At 35.8% G+C, this 11,369-nt stretch carries 13 protein-coding genes; 1 reads left to right on the top strand and 12 read right to left on the bottom strand.

Annotated elements, in window-relative coordinates:
• Positions 1 to 41: 41 nt before the first annotated feature.
• Both dut and ABH942_RS13630 read right to left on the bottom strand, forming a co-directional pair.
• Positions 42 to 476, bottom strand: a complete 435-nt coding sequence (gene dut, locus ABH942_RS13625) for a dUTP diphosphatase (protein ID WP_370032861.1) — start codon at positions 474 to 476, stop codon at positions 42 to 44.
• 26 nt (positions 477 to 502) lie between these two features.
• On the bottom strand, positions 503 to 1,966 hold the full coding sequence (locus ABH942_RS13630) for a lipopolysaccharide biosynthesis protein (protein ID WP_370032863.1): 1,464 nt from the start codon (positions 1,964 to 1,966) through the stop codon (positions 503 to 505).
• A gap of 167 nt (positions 1,967 to 2,133) precedes the next feature.
• Here ABH942_RS13630 and ABH942_RS13635 point away from each other — a divergent pair, with 167 nt between their 5' ends.
• The gene (locus ABH942_RS13635) at positions 2,134 to 4,212 is read left to right on the top strand and encodes a prolyl oligopeptidase family serine peptidase (RefSeq protein ID WP_370032865.1); all 2,079 of its coding nucleotides are present in this window, start codon (positions 2,134 to 2,136) and stop codon (positions 4,210 to 4,212) included.
• A 71-nt stretch (positions 4,213 to 4,283) separates the two neighbouring features.
• On the opposite strand, the gene ABH942_RS13640 is transcribed toward ABH942_RS13635, so the two are convergent.
• The 10 genes from ABH942_RS13640 to ABH942_RS13685 all read right to left on the bottom strand — a co-directional run bounded on the left by ABH942_RS13640 (position 4,284) and on the right by ABH942_RS13685 (position 11,369).
• Entirely contained in the window at positions 4,284 to 5,096 is an 813-nt protein-coding gene (locus ABH942_RS13640; protein WP_370032867.1) for a T9SS type A sorting domain-containing protein, read from the bottom strand.
• A 76-nt stretch (positions 5,097 to 5,172) separates the two neighbouring features.
• A complete protein-coding gene (gene atpG, locus ABH942_RS13645; protein WP_370032869.1) occupies positions 5,173 to 6,030 on the bottom strand; it encodes an ATP synthase F1 subunit gamma in 858 nt (285 codons plus the stop codon).
• Positions 6,031 to 6,133: 103 nt separating this feature from the next.
• The gene (gene atpA, locus ABH942_RS13650; protein ID WP_370032871.1) at positions 6,134 to 7,711 is read right to left on the bottom strand and encodes a F0F1 ATP synthase subunit alpha; all 1,578 of its coding nucleotides are present in this window, start codon (positions 7,709 to 7,711) and stop codon (positions 6,134 to 6,136) included.
• A gap of 37 nt (positions 7,712 to 7,748) precedes the next feature.
• Positions 7,749 to 8,282, bottom strand: coding sequence for an ATP synthase F1 subunit delta (gene atpH, locus ABH942_RS13655; protein WP_370032873.1), 534 nt, complete (start codon positions 8,280 to 8,282; stop codon positions 7,749 to 7,751).
• Between the two features lies 1 nt (position 8,283).
• Complete coding sequence (locus ABH942_RS13660) at positions 8,284 to 8,775, bottom strand: F0F1 ATP synthase subunit B (protein WP_370032875.1); 492 nt, start codon at positions 8,773 to 8,775, stop codon at positions 8,284 to 8,286.
• A gap of 86 nt (positions 8,776 to 8,861) precedes the next feature.
• Entirely contained in the window at positions 8,862 to 9,062 is a 201-nt protein-coding gene (gene atpE, locus ABH942_RS13665; protein ID WP_044401428.1) for an ATP synthase F0 subunit C, read from the bottom strand.
• Between the two features lie 40 nt (positions 9,063 to 9,102).
• Positions 9,103 to 10,248, bottom strand: coding sequence for a F0F1 ATP synthase subunit A (gene atpB, locus ABH942_RS13670; protein WP_370032877.1), 1,146 nt, complete (start codon positions 10,246 to 10,248; stop codon positions 9,103 to 9,105).
• Positions 10,249 to 10,382: 134 nt separating this feature from the next.
• On the bottom strand, positions 10,383 to 10,766 hold the full coding sequence (locus tag ABH942_RS13675) for a hypothetical protein (protein ID WP_370032878.1): 384 nt from the start codon (positions 10,764 to 10,766) through the stop codon (positions 10,383 to 10,385).
• The gene (locus ABH942_RS13680; protein ID WP_370032880.1) at positions 10,766 to 10,993 is read right to left on the bottom strand and encodes an AtpZ/AtpI family protein; all 228 of its coding nucleotides are present in this window, start codon (positions 10,991 to 10,993) and stop codon (positions 10,766 to 10,768) included. The genes ABH942_RS13675 and ABH942_RS13680 overlap by 1 nt, the downstream gene beginning before the upstream one ends.
• Complete coding sequence (locus ABH942_RS13685; RefSeq protein ID WP_056067197.1) at positions 10,959 to 11,369, bottom strand: polymer-forming cytoskeletal protein; 411 nt, start codon at positions 11,367 to 11,369, stop codon at positions 10,959 to 10,961. Before ABH942_RS13685 ends, ABH942_RS13680 begins: the two co-directional genes overlap by 35 nt.

Below are 11,369 nucleotides of genomic sequence, written 5' to 3' on the forward strand. Positions count from 1 at the left end.
ATTTTATTTTGAAGTTGGGAATCCAACCTAATTTGTTTTATTTATTTTACTCCTGTGCTTCCAAATCCGCCTTCGCCTCTTGAAGTTTCAGACAGTTCTTCTGTTTCTAACCAGACAGCTCTTTCGTGTTTGGCAATAATCAATTGTGCTATTCTTTCGCCGTTTTCGACTACAAAAGATTCATTTGATAAATTTACTAAAATCACTCCAATCTCACCACGATAATCCGCATCAACTGTTCCTGGAGAGTTGAGTACGGTTATTCCTTTTTTTGCGGCCAATCCGCTTCGTGGGCGCACTTGTGCTTCATAACCAATAGGCAATTCTATAAAAAGTCCGGTTTTTACAATGGCTCTTTCTAATGGGCCTAAAGTAATTGGTTCAGAAAGATTGGCTCTCAGATCCATTCCTGCTGAGGCTAACGTTTCATAATTTGGTAATGGGTGCTGAGATTTGTTTATGATTTTAATTGTCATTGATAAAAGGTAAAAAATTTATATGCTTAGGCTTTTCTTTTAATAATCCTGAGGATGGTTTCTTTTTCGTTGTAATATATGAAATACATGAATGCAATCAACATCGGGATTCCCACCCAATAATTTTCCCGATATCCGTAAAAATAAATGAATGAAAAAAGAATAGAGATTACGAGATAGGCTCCTATTGCTTTTTTATCATAGGGAATCGGGTAGTATTTATTTCCCCAGACATAGGAAATAAACATCATACTTCCGTAGGCTGCGATGGTTGCAATTGCCGAACCATAATAGCTAAACGATGGGATGAGCAGATAATTCAGAACCAACGTTATGATTGCACCGATAATCGAAATATAAGCTCCTATATGTGTCTGATTGGTTAGCTTGTACCATACTGAAAGGTTGGTATATATTCCAAGGAAAAAATTAGCCAGGATAATCAGCGGCACAACTCCCATGGCGTCCCAGAACGATGAATCACGAATCATGACTATCTTTAGTACATCAGCAAAAACAATAACTGCCAATGTCATCAAAGAGCCAAATATTACAAAGTATTTAGTAATTGTCGCATACGTCTGTTTTGCATTTTCATTAGATGCATGACTAAAAAAGAAAGGTTCAATTCCCAAAGTATAAGCTGTACGGAACAATACCATAAAAAGCCCCAGCTTATAACAAGCCGAATAAATCCCCACTTCTGCATCAGCGATATCAGGCGGAAGCAAGTATTTCAATAATATCTTATCAAACTGATCATTGATAGCAAAGGCGATCCCGGCAATCATGATTGGAAATCCGTATTGCAGCATCTTTTTCCACAGCTTGAAATCAAAATGCCAACGGACATGCAGATAATTAGGCAAAAAGACTAATAGTGTCAGCAAGCTCGCCACAATATTGGAAACAAAAATATAGCCGACCTGGAAATCATCAAAATACAATGAGCTTATAAAACTATCCGGATTCTGTTGGGCTATTTTTGGAAGGTAAATCAAGAAAAACAAATTCAGTCCTAAGTTTACGGCCACGTTGCCAATCTTTACTGCTGCATAAAATATAGGCTTCTGTCGAGCCCGTAGTTTTGAGAAAGGAATGATGACTAAGGCATCAAGTACCAATATCCAGATGACATAGGTAACATATTGTACATCAACTTCAATAAATTCTGAGACTGAAGTCCTGAAAAGAAGAGCAAGAACCAAGAAAAGAATACTCGTCCAAAAAATAGAAACAGTGGATGTTTCAACAACTGTTTTTTTATCATCTTCCGTATTATAGAACCTGAAAAATGAAGTTTCCATTCCATACGCCAGGATGACGTTAAAAAAAATCAGGTATGCAAAAATAATATTGACCTGTCCATATTCTGCTTTTGGTAGCAGTTCCGTATAAAGCGGCACCAAAAAAAAGCTAAACATTCTTGGCACAACTGTAGCAAGTCCGTAAATCGCTGTCTGCTTGAAAAGATTTTTATATAAGCTCAAAATAGGTTTCGTCAATTTTATTTAACAAAAATAGCTAATTCTTTGATTTCAGAATCATTTTAAAACCCTTATAAGCATATTTTATTCGAATTTTCTTTAAATAAAAAAGGCTGCATGAAGCCTGACCCAAAAAAAGATATCTTTGCCCAAATTATCAGACTTTTCACGTGAAAAAATATTTACTGCTTTATACTTTACTACTGACAGTTCAAGCATTTTCTCAGAACTATCCAGAGGCTAAAAAGATTCCTGTTCTTTTTTCAAAACATCATTTTTCGTATCAGGACGATTATTCCTGGATGGAAAAAACGGACTCCAAAGAGACCAAAACCTGGGTAAATTCAGAAAATGAACTTACTGATTCGCACTTGGAAGAAATCAAGAAAAGCTATTCAAGTCTTTCAAAGATCAAAGAATATGATTTCCTGTCGACCTATGCTATTCCAGTCAAAAAAGGAAAGTATTTTTTTGCAAGCTATAGAATTGATAAAGACAAACCGGCTTATCTTTTTTACAAAAAGAACCTGAATGACGATCCTGTTGAGCTTATAAATCCGTCAAAGATTTTTAATAACAATAATGTTAGCATTAATGGCTATTATCCTTCAAAAAGTTCCAAATTACTTGCCTTTTCTGTTAGCAATGATGGAAGTGATATGCGTGAAATCCGATTTGTTAATTTAGACAACAGAAAAAATCTGGATGATAAGCTAACGAATGTCAGATATTCTAACCTTGCCTGGAATAAAGATGAGGGCGTTTTTTACAAGAGAAACCGAAACACTGATCGTTTTGCAGTTGATACAACCTATCAGCTGTATTGCCATAAAATTGGAGCTCTGCAAGAAAATGACAAATTGGTTTATGATACAAGTGATACGAAAAGCTATTTTACTTTTTTTACGGCCGAGGATAAACTTTTTGTTATTGAACAAAATGAAGATGAAACGCAGGTAAAATATTTTTATGCTACTTTGAGTGACGAGCCCTTAACATTTACGAGAATTTTTGAGAATACCGATGACAGCTTTGTTTTTTTAAACTATATCAATGGACGCGTTTATTTTTCAACTTCAAAATTTGATTGGGGCGAAGTCCGTTCCTTTGATTTAAATGGCAATGATGAAAAGGTTATTGTTCCTCAGATCTATGCCAATCTTTTGGCCGATACCTTTTTCTATAAAGATTATATTATTGCAAAATACAAAACGGTTGGATCAAACTATATGTCGATTTATGATTATGAAGGAAAATTTATCCGGAAGTTTGAAGCGCCAATGGGAATGAATTTCAGAATCAATTATTTAGAAGCTGAGACAAAAAACATATATGTTACTTTCTTTTCTTATACCATTTCAAATCATAATTACAAGCTAAATATTGAAACCGGCAAACACAATCCTTACTTTAATGATTTCAATCAGCCTAAGCCTTCTTTATTTCCTTTTGATTATTTTGAAACTAAAGCAACTATCTATAAAAGTAGAGATAATAAGGATGTTCCAATTACAATAATTTATAAAAAAGGAACTAAACTTGATGGAAATAATCCAACTTTATTGGAAGCTTATGGAGGTTTTGGAGCTGTCTCCGGACCTCATTATGATACCGGATTGCTTTATTTTTTAGAAAAGGGAGGCGTTTATGCTTATGCTGAAATACGTGGAGGTGGTGAAAAAGGCATCAAATGGCATACTGAAGGAAAAGGATTAAAGAAAATCAATACGTTCAATGATTTTATTGATGCTGCCGAATATCTGATTAAGGAAAACTATACCAATCCGAGTAAATTAGCGATTACTGGCGGATCTCAGGGAGGTTTGCTAGTAGGTGTAGCCATGACTAAAAGACCGGATTTATTTAAAGTCGCAATCCCAAAAGTCGGGGCATTTGATATGGCAAAATTTGATTTGTATACGGTTGGGAAAAGACATTTAGACGAATACGGAAATCCTAATATTGAAGCAGAATTTAATTCGCTTCTGAGTTATTCTCCTTATCACAATATAAAAGAAGATGTCAATTATCCAACAACATTGATTATCACTTCAGAAAATGATGATCGGGTTCCACCCTTGCATTCGTATAAGTTTGCTGCCAGATTACAAAACAGGAGTGCTCAAAAAAATCCAATTTATTTAAAAACACTATCAAATTCGGGACATTCCGGGAAATCTACTTATCAGGGTCAAACCGAAGAAGAATCTTCTTTTTACAATTTCTTATTGTATCACCTGAACAATTAATCGCATAGATATTTAATACAAAAAAGGCAGGGAAATATTTCCCTGCCTTTTTTGTATTATCCTATTAGTTGTTATTCTTTAACCAATTTGAAATTGTGCTGTCCACCTTCAGCAGATAGTTTCACTACATAAGTTCCTGCAGAAAGTTTGCTGGTATTCAATTGGAAATCTGACTGTCCTGCTTTTTGTGATAAAACTTCTTGTCCTAATAAATTATAAACCTTAACATCTTGTATGTCTGATTTATATTTTACGTTTAACACGTCTTTTGCCGGATTAGGATAAACAGCCAAAGAATTCAAATCGAAAGAATTTACGCTTAATGCTCCTACATTTACCGTAAAGTCTAATGCTTGTCCAAATGAATCACTAACTTCTTCAAATTCTAGATCTTCAGCAGCAATAGCACATGGTGTAGGATATAGTACAAAATCCTCTAGTTCTGCTGTAAAAACTTTGATAATACGGATACGTGTATTTCCTGTAGTTGCAGTTGTAGGAACAAGGATCGATTTTGAAGCAATAACACCGTCATTCCCATTAGTATCGGTTAGCTTTCCGATATAATAATATTCACCTGCATCAGTTAAAAGACCATTCTGATTCCAATCAATATAAGCAATATATTCATTGTCATAATCTCCATGTGAATTCCCTTGCACTTGTATTGTATAGGATTGCCCCGGAGTAACGTTTGCAATCGTAGAAATATGATTTAAAAGTACTGTTTCGTCATCATTATTCGTGATTGAAGCGCCAGCAAAACTTACTGAAGTTATTTCTTCTACCAGAAAAACATCTGTTATGTCGCAATAGGGGTTGGGAAAAGTTTGAGCATACGCTCCAGCCCCAAAAAGGGCTAATAAAAAAGTAATTTTTTTCATAATATAATTATTTGATTAACTACGAATATAAAAAAAAGCCAGCAAATGCTGGCTTTTTATCTAAAAAAATGCTTTTTTATGCTTTTAAAGCTTCGGCTCCACCAACAATCTCTAAGATTTCGTTGGTAATAGCAGCCTGACGTGCTTTGTTGTATGTCAACTTCAATTGGTTTCTCAATTCTGTTGCGTTATCAGTTGCTTTGTGCATCGCTGTCATACGAGCTCCGTGCTCAGAAGCAAATGAGTCTCTCACTGCTTTATACAACTGTGTTTTTAACGAACGTGGAATCAATTCTTCAACGATTTGTTCTTTTGATGGTTCAAAAAGGTAATCTACCTGATTTTTGCTTTCTGCCTTTACCGGAACAATTGGTAAAAATTGCTCAGTAATGATAACCTGAGTTGCAGCATTCTTGAATTGGTTATAAACCAGCTCAATCTTATCATAGCTTCCGTCAGCATATAGCTTCATCAATTCTTCCGCAATTTCAGCAACATTATGGAAAGTCAAATCATCAAATACACCATTATTGTTTATAACTACGTTATTTGTCTTTCTGACAATGTCGTTACCTTTTTTACCGATAGTAACAAAATCAACCTTCTTTCCTGCATAGTTTTGTAAAAGGTTTTTAGTTTCTTTTACAACGTTAGAATTGAATGCTCCACACAAACCTCTGTTTGAAGTAATTGCAACAATAAGAACTTTATTTACAGGTCTTTGGTCAGAATATTTTCCACCGCTTTCTCCATCAAGCGAAGCGCTTACATTTTGTAGCAATTCGGTTAATTTTTCAGCATAAGGGCGCATTGCCGTAATGGCATCTTGCGCTTTCTTAAGCTTTGCAGCAGAAACCATTTTCATCGCCGATGTAATCTGCATCGTTGATGAAACGGAAGTAATTCTATTACGGATTTCCTTTAAGTTTGCCATTTTTTATTAGTCTAAAAGTCCCAAGTCATAAAGACAAAAGTTTAGTGAAATTACCTATTTGATTTTGGTTTTCGACTTTTGTCTTTAAGACGTTTGACTAATTTTAGTTATATTTCGCTGATACTTCTTTAGCTACGTTCTCAATAACATCAGTAATCTTGTCATCAAGTTTTCCAGCTTTCAAAGCATCAAGAGTATCTCTATGTTTGTTGTTCATGAATTCCAAGAAGTCTTTCTCGAATTCTTTTACTTTATTAACAGGAACGTTTCTCAATAAGTTTTTAGAACCTGCATAGATAATAGCAACCTGATCTTCAACAGTGTAAGGATCATTCAAACCTTGTTTCAAGATTTCAACGTTTCTCTTACCTTTTTCAATTACGTTTAATGTAACAGCATCCAAATCAGAACCAAATTTAGCGAACGCTTCCAATTCACGGAATTGTGCCTGGTCAAGTTTCAAAGTACCTGATACTTTTTTCATTGATTTGATCTGTGCATTACCTCCAACACGAGATACAGAGATACCTACGTTAATCGCAGGACGAACTCCAGAGTTGAACAAGTCAGACTCCAAGAAAATTTGTCCATCTGTAATCGAAATTACGTTTGTTGGGATATAAGCAGAAACGTCACCCGCTTGTGTTTCAATGATTGGCAAAGCAGTCAATGAACCACCACCTTTTACGATTGGCTTCAATGAATCTGGCAAATCGTTCATGTTTTTAGCGATGTCATCGTTATTGATAACTTTACAAGCTCTTTCTAACAATCTTGAGTGAAGGTAGAAAACGTCTCCAGGGTATGCCTCACGTCCTGGTGGTCTTCTCAAAAGAAGAGAAACCTCACGGTAAGCTACTGCTTGCTTAGACAAATCATCATAAACAATCAATGCCGGACGACCAGAGTCTCTGAAGTATTCACCGATAGCAGCACCTGCGAAAGGAGCATAAACTTGCATCGGAGCTGGATCAGAAGCGTTAGCAGCTACAATGATTGTATAAGCCATTGCGCCTTTTTCTTCTAATGTTTTTGCAATTCCTGCTACAGTCGAAGCTTTTTGTCCGATTGCAACATATATACAGAATACAGGCTGACCTGCATCATAAAATTCTTTTTGGTTCAGGATGGTATCAATACAAACTGTAGATTTACCAGTCTGACGGTCACCAATTACAAGCTCTCTTTGTCCACGTCCAACCGGGATCATCGCATCGATAGCTTTTACACCTGTTTGTAGAGGTTCAGTTACCGGCTGACGGAAGATAACTCCAGGAGCTTTTCTTTCCAATGGCATTTCATATAGCGTTCCGCCAATAGGTCCTTTACCATCAATTGGCTGACCTAAAGTGTTTACTACACGTCCTACCATTTCTTCACCCACTTTAAGCGAAGCAATACGTTGTGTTCTTTTTGCTGTAGAACCTTCTTTGATTCCTGTTGATGGTCCTAAAAGAACGACACCTACATTATCTTCTTCCAGGTTCAAAACGATACCTTCCATACCGTTGTCAAATTCTACAAGCTCACCGTATTGAACATTTGAAAGCCCGTATACACGAGCAATACCATCTCCAACTTGAAGTACTGTTCCAACTTCTTCCAGCGTAGCACCAGATTCAAAACCTGATAATTGCTTTTTTAATATTGCTGAAATTTCAGCAGGTTTGATTTCCGCCATTTTGTTTTATAATTTATACACTTTTAGTGTGGTAAAACTAATTACTAAACTCTCTTTTTAAAACTTGTAATCTGTTGGCAATTGAAGCATTGTATTGCTTGTCGCCTATTCTTAAGATAAATCCTCCAATAATAGATGGATCTACTATATTTTGAATTGTGATTTTCTTATCTGAAAATTCTTTGATTTTTTCTGAAACCTTTGCTTCCAAAGCTGAATCCATTGGAATAGCTGTAGTAACTTTTGCTACTTCAAGTCCATTCATTTCATCGAACTGGATTTTATATTGCGAAGCAATATCTGCAAGGATTTCAAATCTTTTGTTTTCAAACAGCAAGTGGAAAAGACCTTTGGTCACTCCATTTACATTTGCGAAAACTTCTGTCAGGGCCGCTTCTTTAACACCAACTCCGATAGTAGGGTTTTGAATAAAAGTATTCAACTCTTCATTATCAGCTACTGTTGATGCAATCGAAGTCATATCATTATAGACATCTTGCGCTGCGCCATTGGTTAACGCCAAATCTAAAATTGCTTTTGCGTATCGGATTGCTGCTCTAGTTCCTGACATATTAGTTTAATTTTACGTCACCTAACATTTTCTCAACCAATTTAGTTTGAGCTTCTTTGTTAGACAATTCCTCTTTCAATAATTTCTCAGCAATGTCAAGAGACAATGATGAAACTTGAGATTTTAATTCAGCCATTGCTGCATTTTTCTCAGCCTCGATAGCAGCTTTTGCCTGCTCGATCATTCTTTCTCCCTGAATTTGTGCTTCGTGTTTAGAATCTGCAATCATTTTATCTTTCATTTCACGAGCTTCTTTCAATAGAACGTCACGTTCCATACGAGCTTCGTGCAAGATACGCTCATTGTCTGCAGTAAGATTCTGCATTTCCTTACGCGCTGCTTCAGCAGATGCCAATGCATTGTTGATAGATTCCTCACGTCCTTTTACAGCCCCTAAAATAGGCTTCCAAGCGAATTTTCTTAAAAGAATGAAGAAAATTACGAAGATAATCGTTGTCCAAAAAACTAAACTCTCTGGTGCAGTAAAATTCATAAACTTATATATTTATTTAATTTGTTTGTCGTTTTTAAAAAAGCTCCCTGAAACCAACCGTTGCAGGAAGCTTTATTTACTTTAAATTACTTTGCAATTAATGCAACTACTACTGCGAAAAGAGCAACACCTTCGATAAGTGCAGCTGCGATAATCATAGCAGTTTGAATTTTTGAAGTAGCTTCTGGCTGACGAGCAATAGCATCCATTGCAGATCCACCAATTTTTCCAATACCAATACCTGCACCAATTGCAGCTAATCCAGCACCGATTCCAGCTAATACCATAGTAATAAATTTATATAGTTAATAATTAATAAAACTCAAATTAATGATGATCGTGCTCTTCTACAGCCTGACCAATAAACAATGCTGACAATAATGTGAAAACATAAGCCTGCAATGCAGCAACCAACATTTCCAAGACACTCATGAACAATACGAATGCACCAGAAACCGGAGAAATCGCAACTGTCTTAAAGATGAATATCAAAGAAACCAAACTTAGAATGATAATGTGACCCGCAGTAATGTTCGCGAATAAACGAATCATCAAGGCGAAAGGTTTTGTAAGCATACCGATGATTTCAATCGGAACCATAATAGGATATAATGCTTTTGGAACCGGAGGAAGCAAAATGTGTTTCCAGTAATATTTGTTTCCGCTTAGCGTAGTTACTATAAAAGTAATCAATGCCATTACGAAAGTAAAGAATATGTTTCCTGTCAAGTTAGAGCTGAATGGGAAGAATGGAATCAAACCAATAAGGTTGTTGATCCAGATAAAGAAGAATATCGTCAAAAGATATGGCATGTATTTCGCATATTTTTTGTGACCGATATTTGGAATTGCAATGTCGTCTCTTACGAAAGTAACCAGCGGCTCCAAGAAACCTGCCAATCCTTTAGGCGCCATTTTGTTTTTCTTATACGAACGTGCTACAGCAGAGAACAACAAGAAAAGAACAATTGCCGACATTAACATTGAAAAGACATTCTTAGTGATTGAGAAGTCCAAAGGTCTTGCTTCAAAATTGAAAGCTCCTTTTTCGTCTTGTGTCAGTTTTTCAAATTTATCTGCGTAAAAAATTACTTCATTATAACGAACAAAATCTTGACCGTTTGCAGACACTACATGGTGTCCTGTATTATCGTGGTGAAATTCTTTTGAAGAAAAAATCGTCAGTCCATTGCTAGTCCATAAAATAACAGGAAGGCTGAACGAAATTGGATGGCCATTCCAATCTGCAATGTGGAAATCATGAGAATCTCCAATGTGCGAATTAATCAAGTCGCTTGCATTAAACTCTTTCTCCTCATGGGCATTTAATTCTTTGTGGCTTCCGTGTACCGGATTTGCCGCTTCAGTTTTAACATAAATACTGTCAACCGTTGTACTGCCGAAGCTCGCCAGGGGAATACACGCTAAAAAAGCAGCCAGAATGAATTGGAGTGGTTTATTTGAAATTACCATTATTAAATTGTGTATCTAATTTTACGTTTCAAAAATTTTTGCAAAGGTACATATTTAATTCATACTTGAAAATATATCAATATAATTTTTAGTTATTTGGCATTTGAATAATAATTCTTTAATATTCACTGCAATTAGTGTTTGTTTATTAAACGAATTGCAAAAAAAGTTTCAAAAAAAAGGAATAGGAAATACGGGATAAAAAAGGCGGCAACATCGATTATTGGGTCATTTACGTCAGCCTTTATCAAAGGGATAAGAAAAACTACAGCCGCCATCATCTTGATAACGCTCACGGCAAGGAATGCAAAACCGGTCTTATCTGAAAAGTTTTTATTTACAAAAAGAAGAAAAAGATAAGCCAAAAGCGTTGCTATGATATGGAAAGTATAGATACTCCAGACCTGATAGAAAAATGCCGTATCCGGAAATAGCTTTTGTGTGATAAAAAATTGTGCAATAAAAAGGATTACTGAAAAGGGAATAAAATACTTTAAAAAAGCGAAAAGCCTGTGCATTATTTTTTGTTTAGATTTTTTACCTGTCGAATTACGTTATATAGTGCAATGAATACTGACAAAAGCGACAGAACGATTGTCCAGATTGAAGAATTATTAGAATATTTTTCGTCGAGCCACATTCCCAGATAAGTGAAGGCAAAAATAATGATTCCCATCTGGAAGGGAATATTCATTAATGCCGCCCATTTGCTAAGCGATTTTTTCTTCTGGTCGTTGTTTTCCATCTCCCGGGTTTAGGTTTTTTACATTGGCCTTCATCGTACAGGAAGCACTAAATTCAGCTCCTGGCTCAACAGACAGCTTTCCAACGATAACTTCTCCGTAGATTTTTGCCTTGGCTTTTACATTCAGGATTTCCATGACTTCAATTTTACCGTCAAATTTTCCTTCAATATCTGCATTTCTGCATATAATGTCACCAATTACTTTTCCTGCAGGGCCGATAACGATTTTCCCTTTTGACTGAAAATTTCCTATCAGCTCTCCATCAAGCCTGAAATCGGCCTGGGAAATGATGTCGCCCTTTATTATGGTTCCTTCAACAATTCTATTGGTTTTCCCTAAAAGGTCTGTGTAGGATTTGGGATTCTTATCAAACAT

It is taken from the genome of Flavobacterium sp. 28YEA47A, assembly GCF_041262125.1.
Classification (GTDB): domain Bacteria; phylum Bacteroidota; class Bacteroidia; order Flavobacteriales; family Flavobacteriaceae; genus Flavobacterium.

Excerpts from the sequence above, each read along its gene's own strand:
- dut (WP_370032861.1), bottom strand. The coding sequence starts at position 476 with ATGACAATTAAAATCATAAACAAATCTCAGCACCCATTACCAAATTAT.
- ABH942_RS13640 (WP_370032867.1), bottom strand. The coding sequence starts at position 5,096 with ATGAAAAAAATTACTTTTTTATTAGCCCTTTTTGGGGCTGGAGCGTAT.
- atpG (WP_370032869.1), bottom strand. The coding sequence starts at position 6,030 with ATGGCAAACTTAAAGGAAATCCGTAATAGAATTACTTCCGTTTCATCA.
- atpA (WP_370032871.1), bottom strand. The coding sequence starts at position 7,711 with ATGGCGGAAATCAAACCTGCTGAAATTTCAGCAATATTAAAAAAGCAA.
- atpH (WP_370032873.1), bottom strand. The coding sequence starts at position 8,282 with ATGTCAGGAACTAGAGCAGCAATCCGATACGCAAAAGCAATTTTAGAT.
- ABH942_RS13660 (WP_370032875.1), bottom strand. The coding sequence starts at position 8,775 with ATGAATTTTACTGCACCAGAGAGTTTAGTTTTTTGGACAACGATTATC.
- atpE (WP_044401428.1), bottom strand. The coding sequence starts at position 9,062 with ATGGTATTAGCTGGAATCGGTGCTGGATTAGCTGCAATTGGTGCAGGT.
- atpB (WP_370032877.1), bottom strand. The coding sequence starts at position 10,248 with ATGGTAATTTCAAATAAACCACTCCAATTCATTCTGGCTGCTTTTTTA.
- ABH942_RS13675 (WP_370032878.1), bottom strand. The coding sequence starts at position 10,766 with ATGCACAGGCTTTTCGCTTTTTTAAAGTATTTTATTCCCTTTTCAGTA.
- ABH942_RS13680 (WP_370032880.1), bottom strand. The coding sequence starts at position 10,993 with ATGGAAAACAACGACCAGAAGAAAAAATCGCTTAGCAAATGGGCGGCA.
- ABH942_RS13685 (WP_056067197.1), bottom strand. The coding sequence starts at position 11,369 with ATGTTTGATAAGAATCCCAAATCCTACACAGACCTTTTAGGGAAAACC.